Source organism: Pseudomonas sp. MSSRFD41, from assembly GCF_014230245.1.
Lineage (GTDB): Bacteria > Pseudomonadota > Gammaproteobacteria > Pseudomonadales > Pseudomonadaceae > Aquipseudomonas > Aquipseudomonas piscis.
This window is the reverse complement of sequence record NZ_JACKZK010000001.1, coordinates 724587-745969: the sequence shown is the minus strand read 5'-3', so window position 1 is coordinate 745969 and position 21383 is coordinate 724587. Positions and strand designations below refer to the sequence as shown.

The following is a 21383-nucleotide window of genomic DNA, read 5'->3' as shown; positions in this document are numbered from 1 at the left end:
TCGATAGCTTTGAAAGTGTTCTGGGGGGTAAACAGCAACTGGAACTTCGTCAGTTGCATGCCAGCACTTGACTGACTGATCCGCGGCCGGCTCCACGTATCGAGCGAGGTGACGTCATGAGTATTTTTAGCCACTTCCAACAACGCTTCGAATCCACGCGCCAGGAAGAGTTTTCCCTGCAGGAATACCTCGAACTGTGCAAGAAGGATCGCAGCGCCTATGCCTCGGCCGCAGAACGCCTGCTATTGGCCATTGGCGAACCCGAGCTGCTGGACACCTCGACCAATTCGAGGCTGTCGCGAATCTTTTCCAACAAAGTGATCCGGCGCTATCCGGCCTTTGAAGACTTCCATGGCATGGAAGAATGCATCGACCAGATCGTTTCCTATTTCCGCCATGCCGCCCAGGGCCTGGAAGAGAAGAAACAGATTCTCTACCTGCTGGGTCCGGTAGGTGGCGGTAAATCGTCCCTGGCCGAGAAGCTCAAGCAACTGATCGAGAAGGTGCCCTTCTACGCCATCAAGGGCTCGCCCGTCTTCGAATCGCCACTGGGGCTGTTCAACGCCACGGAAGATGGCGCCATCCTCGAGGAAGATTTCGGCATTCCACGGCGCTACCTGAACACCATCATGTCGCCCTGGGCGACCAAGCGCCTGTCGGAGTTCGGTGGCGACATCAGCCAGTTCCGCGTCGTGAAGCTGTATCCGTCGATCCTCAACCAGATCGCCGTGGCCAAGACCGAGCCTGGCGACGAGAACAACCAGGACATCTCGGCCCTGGTGGGCAAGGTGGATATCCGCAAGCTCGAGGAATTCCCGCAGAACGACGCCGATGCCTACAGCTATTCCGGGGCGCTGTGCCGGGCCAACCAGGGCCTGATGGAATTCGTCGAGATGTTCAAGGCCCCCATCAAGGTCCTGCACCCGCTGCTGACCGCGACCCAGGAAGGCAACTACAACAGTACCGAGGGCCTGGGGGCGATTCCATTCACCGGCATCCTCTTGGCTCACTCCAACGAATCGGAGTGGCATACCTTCCGCAACAACAAGAACAACGAGGCCTTCATCGACCGGATCTATATCGTCAAGGTGCCGTACTGCCTGCGCGTGACCGATGAAGTGAAGATCTACGACAAGCTGCTGTTCAACAGCTCCCTGGCCAAGGCCCATTGCGCCCCGGATACCTTGAAGATGCTCGCGCAGTTCACCGTGCTCTCGCGCCTCAAGGAGCCGGAGAACTCCAATATCTATTCCAAGATGCGGGTCTACGACGGGGAAAACCTCAAGGACACCGATCCCAAGGCCAAGTCGATCCAGGAATACCGCGACAGCGCCGGCGTCGACGAGGGCATGAACGGCCTGTCGACGCGCTTCGCCTTCAAGATCCTGTCCAAGGTCTTCAACTTCGACCCTCACGAAGTGGCGGCCAACCCGGTGCACCTGCTGTATGTGCTGGAACAGCAGATCGAGCAGGAGCAGTTCCAGGCCGAAACCCGCGAGCGCTACCTGCGCTTCCTCAAGGAATACCTGGCGCCGCGCTACATCGAGTTCATCGGCAAGGAAATCCAGACGGCCTACCTGGAGTCCTACAGCGAGTACGGCCAGAACATCTTCGACCGCTATGTGCTGTACGCGGACTTCTGGATCCAGGACCAGGAATACCGTGATCCGGAGACCGGCGAAATCCTCAATCGCGTGGCGCTCAACGAAGAACTGGAAAAAATCGAGAAACCGGCGGGTATCAGCAACCCGAAAGACTTCCGCAACGAGATCGTCAACTTCGTGCTGCGCGCCCGGGCCAATAACAACGGCAAGAACCCCACCTGGCTCAGCTACGAGAAGCTGCGGGTGGTCATCGAGAAGAAGATGTTCTCCAATACCGAGGACCTGTTGCCGGTCATCAGCTTCAACGCCAAGGCCAGCAAGGAGGATCAACAGAAACACAACGACTTCGTCACCCGGATGGTGGAGCGTGGCTACACCGACAAGCAGGTACGCCTGCTGTCGGAATGGTACCTGCGGGTCAGGAAATCGCAATAAAGCGGCAAGCGACAAGCCGCAAGCTGCAAGTCGTCCGGCGTCGGGCTCGTACCCGCGCCGTGGCTTGCGGCAGCGGTGGCTGCTCTTTCTTGCAGCTTGAAGCTTGAGGCTTGCGGCTGCATCCAGTCACCGGAGGAATCATGAGCTACGTAATCGACCGACGCCTGAACGGCAAGAACAAGAGCACGGTGAACCGCCAGCGGTTTCTGCGGCGCTACCGCGACCACATCAAGAAGGCCGTCGAGGAGGCCGTGAGCCGCCGCTCCATCACCGACATGGAGCATGGCGAACAGATCAGCATTCCCGGGCGGGACATCGACGAACCTGTGCTGCACCACGGGCGTGGTGGCAAGCAGACCGTGGTGCACCCGGGCAACAAGGAATTCACTGCCGGCGAGCATATCGCCAGGCCCCAAGGGGGAGGCGCAGGCGGCGGGGGCCGCGGCAAGGCCGGTAACTCCGGCGAAGGCATGGACGAGTTCGTCTTCCAGATCACCCAGGAGGAATTCCTCGAATTCATGTTCGAGGACCTTGAACTGCCCAACCTGGTCAAGCGCAACCTGACCGGCATCGACACCTTCAAGACCGTACGCGCGGGCATCAGCAACGAAGGCAACCCATCGCGAATCAATATCATCCGCACCCTGCGCTCGGCCCATGCACGGCGCATCGCCCTGTCCGGCAGCAGCCGGGCCAAGTTGCGCGAAACGAAAGAGGAACTGGCCCGCCTGAAGCGCGAAGAGCCGGATAATTTCGGCGATATCCAGGAACTTGAAGCAGAAATCGAACGTTTGAGCGCGCGAATTCACCGCGTTCCCTTCCTCGATACCTTCGACCTCAAGTACAACCTGCTGGTGAAACATCCCAACCCCAGCTCCAAGGCGGTGATGTTCTGCCTGATGGATGTCTCCGGCTCCATGACCCAGGCCACCAAGGACATCGCCAAGCGGTTCTTCATCCTTTTGTACCTGTTCCTCAAGCGCAACTACGACAAGATCGACGTGGTGTTCATCCGCCATCACACCAGCGCCCGGGAAGTGGACGAGGAAGAATTCTTCTATTCAAGGGAAACCGGCGGGACCATCGTCTCCAGCGCCCTGAAGCTGATGCAGGAGATCATGGCCGAGCGCTACCCCAGCAACGAATGGAACATCTATGCCGCCCAGGCCTCCGACGGCGACAACTGGAACGACGACTCACCCATTTGCCGCGATATCCTGATCAACCAGATCATGCCGTTCGTGCAGTACTACACCTACGTCGAGATCACGCCCCGGGAACACCAGGCCCTATGGTTCGAATATGAACGCATCGCAGAAGCCTTTTCCGAGACTTTCGCGCAGCAACAACTGGTTTCGGCCGGAGACATCTATCCGGTCTTCCGTGAACTCTTCCAGCGCAGGTTAGTGACATGACCGCCAGAGAGCAGAAACGCCAGCCCATCTCCACCGGCTCGGAATGGACCTTCGAGCTGATCCAGGCCTACGACCGCGAAATCAGCCGTATCGCGGCCCGCTACGCCCTGGACACCTATCCCAACCAGATCGAAGTGATCACCGCCGAGCAGATGATGGACGCCTACGCCTCGGTCGGCATGCCCCTGGGTTACCACCACTGGTCCTACGGCAAGCACTTCCTCAGCACCGAGAAATCCTATAGCCGCGGCCAGATGGGCCTGGCCTACGAGATCGTCATCAACTCCGACCCGTGCATCGCCTACCTGATGGAGGAAAACACCATCTGCATGCAGGCCCTGGTGGTGGCCCATGCCTGCTACGGCCACAACAGTTTCTTCAAGGGCAACTACCTGTTCCGCACCTGGACCGATGCCAGTTCGATCATCGACTACCTGGTCTTCGCCAAGCAGTACATCTCGCAGTGCGAGGAACGCCATGGCATCGATGCGGTGGAAGACCTGCTGGACTCCTGCCACGCCCTGATGAACTACGGTGTCGACCGCTACAAGCGGCCTTACCCGATTTCCGCGGAAGAAGAACGGCGCCGGCAAAAGGACCGGGAAGAGCACCTGCAAAAGCAGATCAACGACCTGTGGCGCACCATCCCCAAGAACGCCGACAAGCTCAGCGACAAGGACAATGCACGCTTCCCCGCCGAACCCCAGGAGAACATCCTCTACTTCATCGAGAAACATGCGCCCTTGCTGGAGCCCTGGCAGCGAGAGATCGTGCGCATCGTGCGCAAGATCGCCCAGTACTTCTATCCACAGCGCCAGACCCAGGTGATGAACGAGGGCTGGGCCACCTTCTGGCACTACACCCTCATGAACGATCTGTACGACGAAGGCCTGGTCACCGACGGGTTCATGATGGAGTTCCTCGCCTCCCATACCAGCGTGGTGTTCCAGCCGGGCTTCGACAGTCCCTACTACAACGGCATCAACCCCTATGCCCTGGGTTTTGCCATGTATCGCGACATCCGGCGCATGTGCGAGGAGCCCACCGAGGAGGACCGCCGCTGGTTCCCCGAACTGGCCGGTACCGATTGGCTCTCGAGCATCAAGTTCGCCATGAGCAGCTTCAAGGACGAGAGCTTCATCCTGCAGTATCTCTCGCCCAAGGTGATCCGCGACTTGAAGCTGTTCAGCATCCTCGACGACGACCAGCGGGACGACTTGCTGGTCCCGGCGATTCATGACGAAAGCGGCTACCGCATCATCCGCGAGACCCTGGCCGCGCAATACAACCTGGGCAACCGCGAACCCAACGTGCAGATCTGGAGCATCGATCGGCGCGGCGATCGCTCGCTGACCCTTCGCCACCAACAGCATGACCGCAAGCCGCTGGGCGATTCCACCGACGAGGTGCTCAAGCACCTGCACCGACTCTGGGGCTTCGATATCCACCTGGAAACCCTGCAGGGCGACCAGGTGATGAAGACCCACCACGTACCGCCCAGGAACGAGCACGGCGAAAGCGACTACGGACGACTGGACCTGGCGGTCATCCACCTCTGAGGCCGACGACAAGCCTCCGTTGGCACGACACAAGGGTTATCCTGTCGCGCTAACGGAGGTTTTCTATGCAAATTTACAAAGTCGGTGGCGCGGTACGGGACCGCTTGCTGGGTCGGGCGGTCACCGATGTCGACTGGGTGGTGGTCGGCGCCAGTGCCCAGCAAATGCTCGACCAGGGCTTTCGGCCCGTGGGCGCCGATTTCCCGGTGTTCCTGCACCCGCATACTGGCGAGGAATATGCCCTGGCCCGAACCGAACGCAAGAGCGGACGTGGCTATGCCGGTTTCACCTTCCACGCCAGCCCCGAAGTGACGCTGGAAGAAGACCTGATCCGCCGCGACCTGACCATCAACGCCATGGCCGAGGATGAGCAGGGCAAGATCACCGATCCCTACCATGGCCAGAAGGACCTCGAAGACCGACTTCTACGCCATGTTTCACCGGCGTTCGCCGAAGATCCCTTGCGAGTGCTACGGGTTGCCCGATTTGCCGCCCGCTATGCCGAGCTGGGGTTCCGCGTGGCCCCGCAGACCCTCGAACTGATGCGCCAGCTCAGCCAGTCAGGAGAGCTACAGGCCCTGACAGCGGAGCGCAGCTGGAAGGAGATTTCCCGCGCCCTGATGGAGGATCAGCCCCAGGTGTTCATCCAGGTGCTGCGCGAGTGCGGTGCCCTGGCGGTGCTGATGCCGGAGGTCGATGTGTTGTTCGGAGTGCCGCAACCGCCCGCCCATCATCCGGAAGTGGACACCGGCCTGCACATCCTCAGCGTCTTGCAACAAGCAGCCCTGCACCGGCAACCACTGAGCGTGCGCTGGGCCTGCCTGCTGCACGACCTCGGCAAGGGCGCCACCCCCGAGGATCAATGGCCACGGCATATTGGCCATGAGCAGGCTGGCCTCGAACTGATCAAGGCGCTCAATGAGCGCTTCAAGGTCCCCCGGGAATGCCAGGAGCTGGCCTTGCTGGTGGGCCAGTACCACACCCATGGCCATCGCGCCCAGGAGCTCAAGGCCTCGACCTTGCTGGAATTGTTGCAGCACTTCGACATTTTCCGGCGCCCCCAGCGCTTCGAGGAATTCATCGCCGCCTGCGAAATGGACGCCCGTGGCCGCCAGGGCCTGGAATCACGACCTTATCCACAGGCCGACTACTTGCGTGGCGCAGCCAATGCCGCACGCTCCGTGGCCGTGCAACCGTTGCTGGAACAAGGATTCAAGGGGCCGGAGCTGGGCGAGGCCTTGCGCCTTGCGCGTCTGAAAGCGATCAAGGCCTACAAGGAACAGCACGCCGCTTGAAAGCCCGCGGGCGAGGTCTTGTGCCTTGCCCGCCGGCCAACGGACCTTACAGATCCGGGGGAGTCAGTTGCTGGCCGCGCCATTCGAAAGGCACGGGCGCCAGCACCTGGTCTATCTGCGCTTGCCGCCAGAGCTCCGCCAGGTTCTTGCCGGCCAATGGATGCACACGTTCTGGAGCCATCAGCGACAACGGCCACAGCACGAAGGCATTCTTCAGGATTTCTGCGCGAGGCAGTACCAGGCCATCGAAGTTGCCGGTCAGGTCGCCGTACAGCAGCACATCGATATCCAGCGGCAGGCCCTTGCGGTCCGGCGCATAGCGGCCGTTGTCCGCCTCGATGAACTTGAGGCGTCGGTCGAGCTCGATCAAGGGCAGGTCGGTGAAGGCCGACACCACCAAATTGAAGAACGGGCCGCTCTTGATGCCCACCGCCTGGCTTTCGAACACCGCTGAACAGCGCATGTCCACCAGGAACCCGGCCAACGCGTCGAGCCCGGCACGCAAATGGGTCTCACGCTCGATATTGCTACCAAGCCCTAGGAATACCTGAGTCAGCGACATCCGCGCTCGATCTCCACGCCCACGCCCTTGGCAGCCGGGACAGCGCCTGGCTTGGTCAGCTTCAAGCGCAGCCAGGGAATGTTGAACTCGCTCATCAACACCTCGGCGAGGCGCTCGGCAAAGGTCTCCACCAACTGGTACTGGGCCTGCTCGGCAAACACCTGGATCCTTGTCGAAACACTGGCGTAGTCCAGCGCCAGGGACAGGTCATCGCCTGCCGCGGCCGGGCGGTTATCCCAGGCAAAGCTCAGGTCAAGACGCAGGCACTGGCGGATCCCCCGCTCCCAGTCATAGGCGCCAATCACGGTGTCCACTTCCAGTCCTTCGATAAACACTCTGTCCAAGCACTCTTCTCCGCAGCACGACAAGGGCGCAATGCCCCGTTAGAATCAGGGCGTCCTCGCCCGGAATAGTTAGCATGTTTTGGTTACTGGCGATTCTCGCCTACCTGCTCGGCTCTCTGTCCTTCGCCATCCTGCTCAGCCGCCTCACGGGCAACCCCGACCCGCGCATGAGCGGTTCCGGCAATGCCGGCGCCACCAACATGCTGCGCCTGGCCGGCAAGAAGCTCGCCATCCTGACCCTGCTGGGGGATCTGTGCAAAGGCCTGGTACCTGTGCTGATCGCCAGCCTCGCAGGGCTTTCGCTGCAGCAACAGGCTTGGATCGGACTCTACGCCGTGCTCGGCCACCTGTTCCCGCTGTATTTCCGTTTTCGCGGCGGCAAGGGCGTCGCCACCGCCGCCGGCATGCTGCTGGGGCTGTATCCCCCTGCGGCCCTGGTTGCCATCGCCGCCTGGGTCCTGACCTTCTACCTCACCCGCACCAGCTCGCTGGCGGCGCTCATCGCCACGCCCCTGAGCCTGCCGCTGCTGGCTTGGCAGGAGCCCGAGGCGCTGTTGCCGATGAGCGTGCTCACGCTGCTGATCGTCTGGCGCCACCGCGGCAATTTACGCGACCTGTTCGCCGGGCGCGAACGGCATTTTTGAATCCCGCAGGTGAAAAGCCTGCAGCTTGCCACCTGCCACAGCGCCATCAGATGGCCGACAGTTGCTCCATCGGCCAACGCGCCTGCACGCTGATCGCCAGCCCCTCCTGTTGCCCGGCCTGCAGCCGCTGGCAACCGGCGAAGGCAATCATCGCGCCGTTGTCGGTACAGAATTCGGGGCGAGCGTAGAACACGTTGCCCTTCATCTCGCCAAGCATATTCTCCAGGGAAGCCCGCAGCGCCTTGTTGGCGCTCACGCCCCCGGCGATCACCAGGCTCTTGAGGCCGGTCTGCTTCAGGGCGCGCTTGCACTTGATGGTCAGAGTGTCCACCACCGCTTGCTGGAACGCGAGGGAGATGTCGCAACGGGTTTGCTCGCCGTCGTCCCCAGCGCTGACGCACTGCTGCCAGGTGTTCAGGGCAAAGGTCTTGAGGCCGCTGAAGCTGAACTCCAGGCCAGGACGATCGGTCATGGGCCGTGGGAAGACGAAGCGTCCCGGCACACCCCGGGTGGCCAGGCGGGCGATTTCCGGACCGCCCGGGTAATTCAGGCCGATCAGCTTGGCGGTCTTGTCGAAAGCTTCGCCGGCGGCGTCATCCAGGCTCTCGCCCAGCAGCTCGTATTTGCCGATGCCGTCGACCCGGACCAGCTGGGTATGACCACCGGATACCAACAAGGCGACGAACGGAAACTGCGGCGGCTGGGCTTCCAGCATTGGCGCCAGCAGATGCCCTTCCATATGATGCACACCCAGGGCCGGAATGCCCCAGGCGAAGGCCAGCGCCTGGGCGCAGGAAGCCCCCACCAGCAGTGCGCCTACCAGGCCGGGGCCGGCGGTATAGGCAATGGCGTCGATCTCGGTGGGCACGCAGTCGGCCTGCGCCAGGACCTGGCGGATCAACGGCAGCATGCGCTTGACGTGGTCACGGGAAGCCAACTCAGGCACCACGCCACCATAGACGCGGTGCAGGTCGATCTGGCTGAACAGCGCATCGGCCAGCAGGCCCCGCTCACTGTCGTAGAGCGCGACGCCGGTTTCGTCGCAGGAAGTTTCTAATCCCAGTACTAGCATGGGTTTGCGCCTTGCAGAGGCTGAATTCGAAGGCGCGCATGATAGTCGCCACTCCCTCGCCCGACCAGCGGTTTTCGATCAGAGGCTTTGCATTCCTGGCGGCGAGGGGTTAACATCCGCAACCCTTAAAAACCGACGATCTCAGCCGTGATTTTATTGCGACGAGAACGTTGACCCCGGTAATGAATGAAGGTAGCTCTGGATGCCAGCCGTCAAAGTTAAAGAGAACGAACCCTTCGACGTAGCTCTGCGTCGTTTCAAGCGCTCCTGCGAAAAAGCCGGTGTTCTGGCTGAAGTTCGTAGCCGCGAATTTTATGAGAAGCCGACTTCCGAGCGTAAGCGCAAAGCAGCCGCTGCTGTTAAGCGTCACGCCAAGAAAGTTCAGCGCGAACAGCGCCGCGCCGTACGTCTGTACTAATACGCGGACGTTCGCTGCAAGCTTCTGCCAAGCCCGGCCTCTCGCCGGGCTAATGGCATTTGCGGATCACGCTTGATGCTTCATTGTCGAAGTCGCCCTGGCGGTCGAGACAAATCTGCTTCACCACGTCAGACCTGGCTACTGCCAGCGGTGCACGTCTTTTCTGACGAGCCTTCCAAGGCTACCGACGAGCACACCTTTTAATGACTCCTGCAGACACCAGCCCAAGGCGCCTTCCTCGATGCTCGCCCGATGGCTCCTGCCGGACTCGGCGCAACACCTCAGATAGTCGAATACTGATTACGATTAACGTCAGTGGACGCTCCGCAGATACACTTCCTGACTGCGATCACGCCGAAATCCCGGGGCGAGCCGTGCATTCCTCACGCCTTGCCACCCCTGATCCCTCGACTGCATCGCCAGGACTATTTTTCCGCGCAGTGATGACGAGAAAGCCATGGCCGGGCTCATTCCCCAGAGTTTCATCGACGACCTCCTGAACCGCACCGACATCGTCGATGTCGTCAGCTCGCGCCTGCAGATCAAGAAAGCCGGCAAGAACTACACCGCCTGCTGTCCGTTCCACAAGGAAAAGACCCCTTCGTTCAGCGTCAGCCCCGACAAGCAGTTCTACTACTGCTTCGGCTGCGGCGCCGGCGGCAATGCCCTCGGTTTCATCATGGACCACGACAACCTGGACTTTCCCCAGGCCGTCGAGGAACTGGCGAAGAGCGCAGGCATGGAGGTCCCTCGCGAAGAAAATGGGCGCGGCCAGCGCAAACCTCGCCAGCCCACCGACTCACCGCTATACCCGCTGCTCACGGCTGCCGCCGACTACTACCGCCAAGCCCTCAAGAGCCATCCCGCACGTAAGGCGGCCGTGGACTACCTCAAGGGACGCGGCCTCACTGGCGAAATAGCACGGGACTTCGGCCTCGGGTTCGCCCCACCCGGCTGGGACAACCTGTTCAAGCACCTGAGCAGCGATACGTTGCAGCAAAAGGCCATGATCGACGCAGGCTTGCTGATCGAGAATGCCGAGACCGGCAAGCGCTACGACCGCTTTCGCGATCGAGTGATGTTTCCCATCCGCGATACTCGCGGCCGGATCATTGCCTTCGGTGGCCGCGTGCTGGGAGACGACAAGCCCAAATACCTGAACTCCCCGGAAACCCCAGTGTTCCACAAGGGGCAGGAACTCTACGGCCTGTTCGAAGCGCGCAAGAACAATCGCAACCTCGAGGAGATCATCGTCGTCGAAGGCTACATGGACGTGATCGCATTGGCCCAGCAAGGCCTGCGCAACGCGGTCGCGACCCTGGGCACCGCCACCAGCGAAGAACACCTCAAGCGTTTATTCCGCATAGTGCCCAGCGTGCTGTTCTGCTTCGACGGCGACCAGGCCGGACGCAAGGCCGCCTGGCGCGCCCTGGAATCCACCCTGGGCTCCCTGCAGGACGGGCGCCGTGCGCGCTTCCTGTTCCTGCCCGAGGGAGAAGACCCGGATACCCTGGTTCGCTCGGAAGGCACCGATGCCTTCCTGGCCCGGATCAACCAGCACGCCCAGCCGCTGGCCGACTACTTCTTCCAGCAATTGATCGAGGAAGCAGACCCGCGCTCGCTGGAAGGCAAGGCCCACCTGGCAACGCTGGCCGCCCCGCTGATCGAGAAGATCCCCGGGGCCAACCTGCGGATCCTGATGCGCCAGCGGCTCACCGAGATCACCGGCCTGACCAATGAAACGGTCAACCAACTGACGCACAACCCCATGCCGGAAGCCCCGCCCCCCTACGACGCGGGCATCGACTACGATGGCATGCCGGACTACGCCGACTACCACCATGAGCCTCAGCAGGCAGCCTATGCTCCCCAGCAGGAGTGGACGCCGAAGAAGAACGGTGGCGGCAAGAAATGGGAAAACAAACCGTGGGACAAGCACGGCAAGGGCAAGCGCCAGGCAGATCGCGACCAGCCACGGGCTCCGCGCGTTCCCGCAGCGGTGGAACCGCCGACCCTGGCCGCCTTGCGGACCCTGCTGCATCACCCGCAATTGGCAGAAAAAGTTGAAGATGCCGGGCACTTTGCCGATGACGACAACACCAACACCCAGTTGCTGGTAGCCCTGATCGAAGCCGTGCAGAAAAATCCTAAGCTACGCTCTATTCATCAGTTGATGGCGCGCTGGCATGGGACCCAACAAGGGAACCTGCTCACCGCCCTGGCGGAAAAAGAGTGGCTGATCGACGGAGATAACCTTGAACAACAGTTTTTCGACACCATTAATAGCTTGTCCGCTCGCCAACGCGAGCGTGTTTTAGAACAACTTCTCAGGAAATCGCGCCAAAGCGAGCTCAGCAGCGAAGAGAAAAAACAGCTGGTGGAGCTTCTAAGACGCAATGTTCCCGCATCAAACCCGACCTCAACTGGCGCGTGAGGTCATAGCTCGGGTATAATCCTCGGCTTGTTTTTTGCCCGCCAAGACCTTCAGTGGATAGGGTGTTATGTCCGGAAAAGCGCAACAGCAGTCTCGCCTCAAAGAGTTGATCAGCCGTGGACGTGAGCAGGGTTACCTGACTTACGCGGAGGTCAACGACCACCTGCCGGAGGATATTTCAGATCCGGAACAGGTGGAAGACATCATCCGCATGATCAACGACATGGGGATCAACGTATTCGAGAGTGCTCCGGATGCGGATGCCCTTTTGTTGGCCGAAGCCGATACCGACGAAGCAGCAGCTGAAGAAGCCGCCGCAGCGTTGGCGGCTGTGGAAACCGACATCGGTCGCACTACCGACCCGGTGCGCATGTACATGCGCGAAATGGGCACCGTAGAGCTGCTCACTCGCGAAGGCGAAATCGAAATCGCCAAGCGTATCGAAGAGGGTATCCGTGAAGTGATGGGCGCCATCGCGCACTTCCCTGGCACGGTGGAACACATTCTCTCCGAATACACCCGCGTCACCACCGAAGGTGGCCGCCTGTCGGACGTTCTCAGCGGTTACATCGACCCGGACGACGGCATCACGCCGCCTGCCGCCGAGGTACCACCGCCTGTCGACACCAAGTCGGCAAAAGAGGACGACGACAGCGATGACGAGGACGGTGAAGCGTCCGAAGACGAGGAAGAAGCCGAAAGCGGTCCGGATCCGATCGTCGCAGCCCAGCGCTTCGGTGCCGTGGCCGACCAGTTGGAAGTCACCCGCAAGGCGCTGAAGAAGCACGGTCGCGAGAACAAGCAGGCTGTCGCCGAGATGCTCGCCCTGGCCGAGCTGTTCATGCCGATCAAGCTGGTGCCCAAGCAATTCGAGACCCTGGTCGAGCGCGTACGCAGCTCCCTGGATCGCCTGCGCCAGCAGGAACGCGCCATCATGCAGCTGTGCGTGCGTGATGCCCGTATGCCGCGTGCGGACTTCCTGCGCCAGTTCCCGGGCAACGAAGTGGATGAAAGCTGGACTGACGCCCTGGCCAAAGGCAAGAGCAAGTATGCCGAGGCCATCGCTCGCCTGCAGCCGGACATCGTCCGTTGCCAGCAGAAGCTGACCGCGCTGGAAGCCGAGACCGGCCTGAAGATCCTCGAGATCAAGGAAATCAACCGTCGCATGTCGATCGGCGAGGCCAAGGCCCGTCGCGCGAAGAAAGAGATGGTTGAAGCCAACCTGCGTCTGGTGATCTCCATCGCCAAGAAGTACACCAACCGTGGCCTGCAGTTCCTCGACCTGATCCAGGAAGGCAACATCGGCTTGATGAAAGCGGTGGACAAGTTCGAATACCGTCGCGGCTACAAGTTCTCGACCTACGCCACCTGGTGGATTCGCCAGGCGATCACCCGTTCGATCGCCGACCAGGCCCGCACCATCCGTATTCCGGTGCACATGATCGAGACGATCAACAAGCTCAACCGTATTTCCCGGCAGATGCTGCAGGAAATGGGTCGCGAACCGACTCCGGAAGAGCTGGGCGAGCGCATGGAAATGCCTGAGGACAAGATCCGCAAGGTATTGAAGATCGCCAAGGAGCCGATCTCCATGGAAACCCCGATCGGCGACGATGAAGATTCCCATCTGGGCGACTTCATCGAGGACTCGACCATGCAGTCCCCGATCGATGTGGCCACCGTCGAGAGCCTGAAGGAAGCCACCCGCGAAGTGCTTTCCGGTCTTACCGCCCGGGAAGCCAAGGTGCTGCGCATGCGTTTCGGCATCGATATGAACACCGACCACACCCTAGAGGAAGTCGGCAAGCAGTTCGACGTGACCCGCGAGCGGATCCGCCAGATCGAAGCCAAGGCGCTGCGCAAGCTGCGCCACCCGACGCGAAGCGAGCACCTGCGCTCCTTCCTCGACGAGTAACACCAAGACCCCCAGCCCTGCTGGGGGTTTTGCTTTCTGCAACCTCCCTGCGCCAATACCCCGTCTACACTCGAAGCATTCACCCGTTCCTCCACAACGAGACGGTTATGCCCAGACTGTCGGCCATGCTTCTGCTGGCGTTGCTTGACTGGACCGCAACGGCTGGCGCGCTGACTCTCACCGATGAAGAACGTGGCTGGCTCAAATCCCACCCAGAGTTGCGCCTGGGCGTGGATGCCTCCTGGCCACCTTTCGAATACCGGGACGAGGAAGGTCGCTACCAGGGCCTGGCGGCGGACTATATCCAACTGATCCAGGAACGCCTCTCCATCAGTCTCAAGCCGGTGGAGCCAGCCAGTTGGACCGCCGTGCTGGAAGATGCCCGGCAAGGCAAGCTGGACCTGTTGCCAGGGATCATGTCGACCCCCGAGCGCCAGAGCTACATGGCCTTCACTCGGCCCTACCTGGACTTCCCCATCGTGATCCTGGCCCATAAGGGCGGCGCCCAGCCCCACGACCTCGAAGACCTGTACGGGCTCAAGGTGGCCGTGGTGGAGAACTACGCACCGCACGAGTTGCTGCGCTCCCATCATCCGGACCTGAACCTGGTGGCCCTGCCCAACGTCAGCTCGACCTTGCAAGCCCTGGCCACCGACAAGGTGGATGCCGTAGTGGGCGACCTGGCTTCCAGCGTCTGGAGCCTGCGCCAACTCAAGCTCGAGGGTCTCTACGTCAGCGGCGAGACCCCTTACCGCTATCAGTTGGCCATGGGCGTACCGCGGGACAACAAGGTCCTGGTAGGCATTCTCGATAAGGTTCTCGCCGATCTCAGCCCGGAAGAAATCAGCACTATCCAGCAGCGCTGGGTCGGCAGTGTGCTCGACCACCGCACATTCTGGCGGGATGTACTGGTCTATGGCCTGCCGGGGCTGCTGCTGTTGGTTACCGTACTGGCGGTAGTGATCCGCATAAATCGCCGCCTGAGCTCGGAAATCTCCCGGCGGGTAGCCCTGGAGCAGGAACTGCGCAGCAGCGAATACCACTACCGCAGCCTGGTGGAGAGCCTCTCGGCCATCGCCTGGGAGGCGCGCGTCAGCGATTTCACCTACAGCTACGTCTCGCCCCACGCCGAGCCGCTGTTGGGCTATCCCCTGTCCCATTGGCTGGTCCCCGGCTTCTGGCGCAACATCATCCACCCCGCCGACCTGACCCGCGCCCAGGCGTTCTGCGATCACGAACTCGAGGCCGGACGCGATCACAGCCTCGATTACCGAGTGATCGCCGCCGACGGTCGTTGCCTCTGGGTCCGGGATATCGTCAGCCTGATCGAGCACGGCCACGAACCGGTGATGCGCGGCCTGATGATCGACATCAGCGAGGCCAAGCACACCGAGGAAGCCCTGCGCCTGTCCGAGCAGAAATTCGCCTCGGTGTTCCAGCAATGCCCGGACCTCCTGGTGATCGCCCGCTTGTCCGATGGCTGCCTGCTGGAGGTGAACAAGGCCTTCGAGGAACAGATCGGCCTGAGCGCCGCGCAAGTGATAGGCCAGACCGCCACCCAGCTCAACATCTGGGGCATCCCCGGGGTCGGCCCCAGTCTTCTGCAACGCTTGCAGGCCGGTAGCATCCGCAACCTGGAGATGCCCTTCCGGCGGCACAACGGCCAACTGTTCACCGGGCTCATCTCCGCCGAACCCTTCGACCTCGACACCACCCCGGCGCTGGTCGTGGTGGTGCGCGACATCAGCCCGCTCAAGGAAACCCAGCAACGACTGCAGACCTCCGAGGAGAAGTTCGCCAAGGCCTTCCACGCTTCCCCGGACGGCCTGCTGCTGAGCCGACAACGCGACGGCCTGTTGCTGGAGGTCAACGAGGGCTTCAGCCGCATCACCGGGTTCGACAGCGCCATGTCCCTGGATCGCTCGACCCTTGACCTGGGAATCTGGGTCAACCTCAACGAACGCAAACAGTTGCTCGATCTCTTGCAACGGGACGGATTCGTCCGCGACTTCACCTGCCATATCCGCCGCAGCGACGGCCAGGTCCGGCTCTGCGAAGTCTCCAGTCGCCCCCTGCCCATCGGCGAGGACGATTGCATGCTGACCATCGCCCGGGACATCACCGACCGCCACCTGATGCAGGAAAAGCTGCAACAGGCCGCCACGGTCTTCGAGAGCACCGCCGAAGGCGTGATGATCACCGACACCCAACAGCGCATCAGCGCGGTCAACCGCGCTTTCAGCGAGATCACCGGCTACAGCGAGAGCGAAGCCCTGGGCCACACCCCGCGCCTGCTGGCCTCGGGGTTACACGACAGCGCCTTCTACGCGGCGATGTGGCACCAGCTCACCCTGGAAGGGCACTGGCAGGGCGAGATATCCAACCGCCGCAAAAACGGCGAGTTGTATCCCAACTGGCTGACGATCAATGCGGTACGCAACCAGGAACAGCAGACCACCCACTTCGTCGCGGTGTTCGCCGATATCTCCAGCCTCAAGCACGCCCAGGCAAGGCTCGACTACCAGGCCCACCACGATCCGCTGACCGGCCTGCCCAATCGCACCCTGTTCGAAAGCCGGCTGCTGGCGGCGCTCGATAGCCAGCAGGACAGCGGCGGCCAGGGCGCGGTGCTGTTCCTCGACCTGGACCGCTTCAAGCACATCAACGACAGCCTCGGCCACCCGGTGGGCGACCTGTTGCTCAAGGGCATCGCCGTGCGCCTCAAGGAACAGCTGCGCGACATAGACACCGTGGCCCGCCTGGGCGGGGACGAATTCATCATCCTGCTCCCCGGCCTGCACCAGCCCAGCGACGCCGACTACATCGCCAGCAAGCTGTTGAACTGCTTCACCGCGCCATTCCAGGCCGGCGAACACGAGTTCTTCATCAGCGCCAGCATCGGTACCAGCCTGTACCCCAAGGACGGCTGCGACGTCGCCACCTTGATCAAGAACGCCGATGCCGCCATGTACCGCTCCAAGGCCAAGGGCCGTAACCGCGTGGAACGCTACACCCGCGAACTGACCGCCCAGGCCAGCGAGCGCGTGGCCCTGGAACATGAACTGCGACGAGCCATCGAACGCAACGAACTGACCCTGTATTTCCAACCCAAGATCAGCCTCGGCAACCATGAACTGGTCGGCGCCGAAGCCCTGATTCGCTGGCGCAACCCCAACTTCGGCGAAGTCGCGCCCGAACACTTCATCCCGCTGGCCGAGGAAAACGGCTTGATCCTGCCGATTGGCGACTGGGTGCTGGAACAGGCCTGCCTGCATCTTCAACACTGGAACCGGCACTACGAAAGCTTCGGCCCACTGTCGGTCAACCTGGCCGGCGCCCAACTACGTCAACCCAACCTGCTGGACCGCATCGAACAGTTGCTGCGCGACCACGACCTGCAACCCGGGCTGCTGCAATTGGAGATCACCGAAAACTTCATCATGAGCCAGGCCGAAGAGGCACTGGAGGTCCTGCACCAACTCAAGCGCCTGGGCGTGCAACTGGCCATCGACGACTTCGGCACCGGCTATTCATCCCTGAGCTACCTCAAGCGCCTGCCGCTGGACTTCCTCAAGATCGACCAGTCGTTCGTGCGCGGCCTACCGGACGACCCCCACGACGTGGCGATCGTGCGCGCCATCATCGCCCTGGGTCGCAGCATGCAATTCACGGTGATCGCCGAAGGCGTGGAGAACCAGGAACAGCAAGCCTTCCTCGCCCTGGAAGGCTGCGAACAGATCCAGGGCTACATCGTCAGCCTGCCGCTGGAAGCCGAAGAGTTCTGCGCACGCTTCCTGCAGATCCGCGTTTCCGGTTTTTCGGATAGCACAGCCGAGAAACCATCGTTATAATCCGCCGCCTACTGAGGGCCTATAGCTCAGTTGGTTAGAGCAGAGGACTCATAATCCTTTGGTCCACGGTTCGAGTCCGTGTGGGCCCACCAAACATCAAAACCGCGCATTGCGCGGTTTTTTCATGCCTGCGAACCGGCCTCCCGTACCACGAGCCATCGAATCGCCAGTTTAAATCCCGCTGTTTTCCCGCCGTCATATCGATGTCCAACCAGGACAAAGGACGCCTCGGGGTCTTTCACGATAAGAAAGGGATTTATCGATGGTTGAGATTACGCGCCGATCACTCATGGGGCTGGTATCCGCCCTGCCGCTGCTTTCACTGCCAGGCTGGAGCCAGGCTGCCGAACCCGCCCCATCGTCGGTACCGCCGCCGGCCACCGATGTCCTGATCAACTTCAACGAAAGCCCCTGGGGCCCTTCACCCGCCAGCCGCCAGGCCATGCAGCAAGGCATCGCCCTCAGCGGTCGCTATCCCTACAAGATCCAATATCGGCTCAACGCGCTGTTCGCCCGCCAGCAGGATATTCCCGAGGATCATGTACAGAGTTTCTGCGGCTCCAAGGCCGCGTTGCAGCACGCGGTCATGGCCTTCACCCGAGACGCCAGCCTGGTCATGGCCAGCCCCTCCTACGAGGCGCCCAGGGAAGCTGCCGAAGGGTGCCAGGCCAAGGTGCACGAAGTACCGCTGGATGCCAGCCACGCCCACGACCTGCAGGCGATGCTCGCCGTCGATCCCGCGCCGGGCCTGCTCTACCTGTGCAACCCCAACAACCCCACCGGCACCCTGACGCCACGCCAGGCCATCGAGCAGGCCCTGGCGCGCCTGCCCAAGGGCACGGTCATGCTGATCGACGAGGCCTACATCGAGTTTTCCACGGCCAGCACCTGCATCCCGCTGGTCAAGGAACACCCGCAACTGCTGGTGCTGCGCACCTTCTCCAAGATCTACGGCATGGCCGGGGCGCGACTGGGCCTGGCCGTGGGCCAACCGGCGCTGCTCGAGCGCCTGGAAGCCTACGGCGGCTACAACGTGCCGGCGGCGTCGACCTTGCTGGGAGGGCTGGCCAGCCTGGAAGACCCCAACCTGCTGGCCGAGCGCAAGCGGCACAACCAGCAGCTGCGCGACCAGACCATCGCCTGGCTACGGCAACGCGGATTCAACTGCACCGCCTCCCAGTCCAACTGCTTCATGGTCGATGTCCGGCGTCCGGCCCAGGACGTGGTGGATGCCCTGGCGGCACGCCAGGTACGCATCGGTCGGGTCTGGGACCACTGGCCGAGCTGGGCACGGGTCAGCATCGGCTCCGAACAGGACATGCAGCGCTTTCGCCACGCCTTCGCCCAGGTCATTCCCGCCTGAGCCCGCGCCGCCCAGGACCAGATCCCGGGCGGCGAGCGGCGGACCGTGGGAGACGCTAACATGTGCGCTCCCCGATCACCGCGCTGGAGCCCATCTTGTCCGATAGCCGTCCTCCCGTTCTCGACGAAGTCGACCGTCAGCTGATCGCCGCCTTGCAGATCAACGCACGTGAAAGCGTGGCCATGCTGGCCCGGCAACTGGGCATCGCCCGCACCACCGTGACCTCGCGCCTGGCGCGCCTGGAGAAGACCCGGGTGATCACCGGCTACGGCGTGCGCCTGGGCCAGCGGGTGGTCGATGGCGGGCTGCAAGCCTATGTCGGCATCAAGGTCCAGCCACGCTCCGGCAAGGACGTCCTGCGCCGCCTGAGCGGCATGGCCCAGGTCCAGCAGTTGTGTGCAGTCAGTGGCGAGTTCGACTATGTGGCCTGGCTGCGCACCGAATCCCCGGAGCAGCTGGACCAGTTGCTGGACCAGATCGGCAGCATCGATGGCGTGGAGAAGACCACCACCTCGATCATCCTCAGCAGCAAGATCGATCGCGGGCACGCACTGTGACAAGGCGCTCGTCACTCTGAACACAAGCTTCGTCACATCGAAAAATAACAATGCATAACGACGACAGTTTGCGTCTTATTTACGAGTTTCCCCCTCTCTAGAATGGCTGACATCTTTTCCTATACTCAGCATTCCGCTGAGCCGCCCGCCAAGGTCAGCCATGAACAAGAACAATCGCCATCCCGCAGACGGCAAGAAACCTATCACCATCTTCGGCCCGGATTTCCCTTTCGCCTTCGACGACTGGATCGAGCACCCCGCCGGCCTGGGCAGCATTCCTGCCGAGAAGCACGGCCAGGAAGTGGCCATCGTCGGCGCCGGCATTTCCGGCCTGGTGGCGGCCTACGAGCTGATGAAGCTGGGCCTCAAGCCGGTGGTCTACGAGGCCTCGAAGATGGGCGGCCGGCTGCGTTCGGAAACCTTCGAAGGCGCCGACGGGATCATCGCCGAGCTGGGCGGCATGCGGTTCCCGGTGTCGAGCACCGCCTTCTACCACTACGTCGACAAGCTCGGCCTGGAAACCCGCCCCTTCCCCAACCCGCTGACCCCGGCTTCGGGCAGCACCGTGGTCGATCTGGAAGGCACCAGCCACTACGCCGAGAAGATGGACGACCTGCCGGAAATCTTCCGCGAAGTCGCCCAGGCCTGGGCCGACGCCCTGGAAGACGGCGCGCGCTTCTCAGAGATCCAGGACGCCATCCGCGAGCGCGACACGCTCAAGCTCAAGGCCCTCTGGGACGAGCTGGTACCCAAATGGGACGACCGCACCTTCTATGACTTCGTCGCCACCTCCAAGGCGTTCTCGCAGCTGTCCTACCGCCACCGCGAGATCTTCGGCCAGGTTGGCTTCGGCACCGGCGGCTGGGACTCGGACTTCCCCAACTCCATGCTGGAAATCTTCCGCGTGGTGATGACCAACTGCGACGACCACCAGCACCTGGTGGTCGGCGGCGTCGAGCAAGTGCCTCGCGGCATCTGGAGCCACATCCCGGAAAAATGCGCCCACTGGCCGGCCGGCACCTCCCTGGCCAAGCTGCACAACGGCGCACCGCGTCCCGGTGTGAAGAAGATCGCCCGCGCCGCCGATGGCACCTTCGCCGTCACCGACTACTGGGGCGATACCCGCCACTACGCGGCGGTATTGGCCACTTGCCAGACCTGGCTGCTGACCACCCAGATCGAGTGCGAGGAAGCGCTGTTCTCGCAGAAGATGTGGATGGCCCTGGACCGCACCCGCTACATGCAGTCGTCGAAGACCTTCGTGATGGTCGACCGGCCATTCTGGAAGGACAAGGATCCGCAGACCGGCCGCGACGTGATGAGCATGACCCTCACCGACCGCCTGACCCGTGGCACCTACCTGTTCGACAACGGCGACGACAAGCCTGGGGTGATCTGCCTGTCCTACTCCTGGATGAGCGATGCCATGAAGATGCTGCCGCACCCGGTGGAAAAGCGCGTGCAGCTTGCGCTGGATGCATTGAAGAAGGTCTACCCGAAGGTCGACATCGCTGGCCACGTCATCGGCAACCCGATCACCGTCTCCTGGGAGGCCGATCCGCACTTCCTCGGCGCCTTCAAGGGCGCGTTGCCGGGCCACTACCGCTACAACCAGCGGATGTATGCGCACTTCATGCAAGACGACATGCCTGCCGAACAACGCGGCATCTTCATCGCCGGCGACGACGTCTCCTGGACCCCGGCCTGGGTCGAGGGCGCGGTGCAAACCTCCCTCAATGCGGTGTGGGGCATCATGAAGCACTTCGGTGGCGCCACCCATCCGGAGAACCCGGGGCCTGGGGATGTGTTCCACGAACTGGGCCCGGTGGCCCTGGCCGACTGAGCCATGCTGGGCCGGACCGGCGCCTACGAAGGCACCCTCCGGGCCTGGCCCGAGTCTGCGGTAGCGGCGAAG

At 62.1% G+C, this 21383-nt stretch carries 15 protein-coding genes and 1 tRNA gene; 13 read left to right on the top strand and 3 right to left on the bottom strand.

What is annotated here, in order from left to right; translation table 11 throughout:
• The first annotated feature begins 116 nt into the window (after nt 1-116).
• From H7A76_RS03490 to H7A76_RS03475, 4 genes are all read left to right on the top strand, one after another.
• Entirely contained in the window at nt 117-2039 is a 1923-nt protein-coding gene (locus H7A76_RS03490; RefSeq protein ID WP_011063831.1) for a PrkA family serine protein kinase, read from the top strand.
• A gap of 140 nt (nt 2040-2179) precedes the next feature.
• The gene (locus H7A76_RS03485; RefSeq protein ID WP_185697214.1) at nt 2180-3454 is read left to right on the top strand and encodes a YeaH/YhbH family protein; all 1275 of its coding nucleotides are present in this window, start codon (nt 2180-2182) and stop codon (nt 3452-3454) included.
• Nucleotides 3451-5013 (top strand): SpoVR family protein, encoded by a 1563-nt coding sequence (locus H7A76_RS03480; protein ID WP_053137625.1) that lies wholly within the window; start codon nt 3451-3453, stop codon nt 5011-5013. The genes H7A76_RS03485 and H7A76_RS03480 overlap by 4 nt, the downstream gene beginning before the upstream one ends.
• A 65-nt stretch (nt 5014-5078) precedes the next feature.
• Nucleotides 5079-6308, top strand: a complete 1230-nt coding sequence (locus H7A76_RS03475; RefSeq protein ID WP_185697213.1) for a multifunctional CCA addition/repair protein — start codon at nt 5079-5081, stop codon at nt 6306-6308.
• A 46-nt stretch (nt 6309-6354) separates the two neighbouring features.
• Here the strand turns inward: H7A76_RS03475 and folK are convergent, their stop codons facing one another.
• Together folK and folB are read right to left on the bottom strand one after the other, a co-directional pair.
• Nucleotides 6355-6870, bottom strand: coding sequence for a 2-amino-4-hydroxy-6-hydroxymethyldihydropteridine diphosphokinase (folK, locus tag H7A76_RS03470; RefSeq protein ID WP_185697212.1), 516 nt, complete (start codon nt 6868-6870; stop codon nt 6355-6357).
• The gene (gene folB / locus H7A76_RS03465; protein WP_185697211.1) at nt 6861-7214 is read right to left on the bottom strand and encodes a dihydroneopterin aldolase; all 354 of its coding nucleotides are present in this window, start codon (nt 7212-7214) and stop codon (nt 6861-6863) included. The genes folK and folB overlap by 10 nt, the downstream gene beginning before the upstream one ends.
• 74 nt (nt 7215-7288) lie before the next feature.
• Between folB and plsY the strand changes: the two genes are divergently transcribed.
• Nucleotides 7289-7858 carry a glycerol-3-phosphate 1-O-acyltransferase PlsY gene (plsY, locus tag H7A76_RS03460; RefSeq protein ID WP_022641433.1) on the top strand — a complete coding sequence of 190 codons (570 nt, stop codon included), beginning with the start codon at nt 7289-7291 and terminating at the stop codon, nt 7856-7858.
• A 46-nt stretch (nt 7859-7904) separates the two neighbouring features.
• On the opposite strand, the gene tsaD is transcribed toward plsY, so the two are convergent.
• Nucleotides 7905-8930, bottom strand: a complete 1026-nt coding sequence (tsaD, locus tag H7A76_RS03455; RefSeq protein ID WP_185697210.1) for a tRNA (adenosine(37)-N6)-threonylcarbamoyltransferase complex transferase subunit TsaD — start codon at nt 8928-8930, stop codon at nt 7905-7907.
• 202 nt (nt 8931-9132) lie between these two features.
• Between tsaD and rpsU the strand changes: the two genes are divergently transcribed.
• The 8 genes from rpsU (at nt 9133) to H7A76_RS03415 (ending at nt 21311) form a co-directional block, all read left to right on the top strand.
• Nucleotides 9133-9348 carry a 30S ribosomal protein S21 gene (gene rpsU / locus H7A76_RS03450; RefSeq protein WP_002551877.1) on the top strand — a complete coding sequence of 72 codons (216 nt, stop codon included), beginning with the start codon at nt 9133-9135 and terminating at the stop codon, nt 9346-9348.
• A 457-nt stretch (nt 9349-9805) separates the two neighbouring features.
• Nucleotides 9806-11782 carry a DNA primase gene (gene dnaG, locus H7A76_RS03445; protein WP_185697209.1) on the top strand — a complete coding sequence of 659 codons (1977 nt, stop codon included), beginning with the start codon at nt 9806-9808 and terminating at the stop codon, nt 11780-11782.
• A gap of 67 nt (nt 11783-11849) precedes the next feature.
• On the top strand, nt 11850-13697 hold the full coding sequence (gene rpoD, locus H7A76_RS03440) for an RNA polymerase sigma factor RpoD (RefSeq protein WP_185697208.1): 1848 nt from the start codon (nt 11850-11852) through the stop codon (nt 13695-13697).
• Nucleotides 13698-13804: 107 nt separating this feature from the next.
• Nucleotides 13805-17548, top strand: coding sequence for an EAL domain-containing protein (locus tag H7A76_RS03435; protein ID WP_185697207.1), 3744 nt, complete (start codon nt 13805-13807; stop codon nt 17546-17548).
• Between the two features lie 15 nt (nt 17549-17563).
• Nucleotides 17564-17640: transfer RNA gene (locus tag H7A76_RS03430), tRNA-Ile, on the top strand.
• A 170-nt stretch (nt 17641-17810) separates the two neighbouring features.
• A complete protein-coding gene (locus tag H7A76_RS03425) occupies nt 17811-18911 on the top strand; it encodes a pyridoxal phosphate-dependent aminotransferase (RefSeq protein ID WP_185697206.1) in 1101 nt (366 codons plus the stop codon).
• A gap of 95 nt (nt 18912-19006) precedes the next feature.
• Nucleotides 19007-19468 (top strand): Lrp/AsnC family transcriptional regulator, encoded by a 462-nt coding sequence (locus H7A76_RS03420; RefSeq protein ID WP_185697205.1) that lies wholly within the window; start codon nt 19007-19009, stop codon nt 19466-19468.
• 160 nt (nt 19469-19628) lie between these two features.
• Nucleotides 19629-21311: an NAD(P)/FAD-dependent oxidoreductase gene (locus H7A76_RS03415; protein ID WP_185697204.1), complete on the top strand. Its 1683-nt coding sequence runs from the start codon at nt 19629-19631 to the stop codon at nt 21309-21311.
• Nucleotides 21312-21383 lie beyond the last annotated feature (72 nt).

Coding starts and splice junctions, on each gene's coding strand:
- H7A76_RS03490 (WP_011063831.1), top strand. CDS start 117: ATGAGTATTTTTAGCCACTTCCAACAACGCTTCGAATCCACGCGCCAG.
- H7A76_RS03485 (WP_185697214.1), top strand. CDS start 2,180: ATGAGCTACGTAATCGACCGACGCCTGAACGGCAAGAACAAGAGCACG.
- H7A76_RS03480 (WP_053137625.1), top strand. CDS start 3,451: ATGACCGCCAGAGAGCAGAAACGCCAGCCCATCTCCACCGGCTCGGAA.
- H7A76_RS03475 (WP_185697213.1), top strand. CDS start 5,079: ATGCAAATTTACAAAGTCGGTGGCGCGGTACGGGACCGCTTGCTGGGT.
- folK (WP_185697212.1), bottom strand. CDS start 6,870: ATGTCGCTGACTCAGGTATTCCTAGGGCTTGGTAGCAATATCGAGCGT.
- plsY (WP_022641433.1), top strand. CDS start 7,289: ATGTTTTGGTTACTGGCGATTCTCGCCTACCTGCTCGGCTCTCTGTCC.
- tsaD (WP_185697210.1), bottom strand. CDS start 8,930: ATGCTAGTACTGGGATTAGAAACTTCCTGCGACGAAACCGGCGTCGCG.
- rpsU (WP_002551877.1), top strand. CDS start 9,133: ATGCCAGCCGTCAAAGTTAAAGAGAACGAACCCTTCGACGTAGCTCTG.
- dnaG (WP_185697209.1), top strand. CDS start 9,806: ATGGCCGGGCTCATTCCCCAGAGTTTCATCGACGACCTCCTGAACCGC.
- rpoD (WP_185697208.1), top strand. CDS start 11,850: ATGTCCGGAAAAGCGCAACAGCAGTCTCGCCTCAAAGAGTTGATCAGC.
- H7A76_RS03435 (WP_185697207.1), top strand. CDS start 13,805: ATGCCCAGACTGTCGGCCATGCTTCTGCTGGCGTTGCTTGACTGGACC.
- H7A76_RS03425 (WP_185697206.1), top strand. CDS start 17,811: ATGGTTGAGATTACGCGCCGATCACTCATGGGGCTGGTATCCGCCCTG.
- H7A76_RS03415 (WP_185697204.1), top strand. CDS start 19,629: ATGAACAAGAACAATCGCCATCCCGCAGACGGCAAGAAACCTATCACC.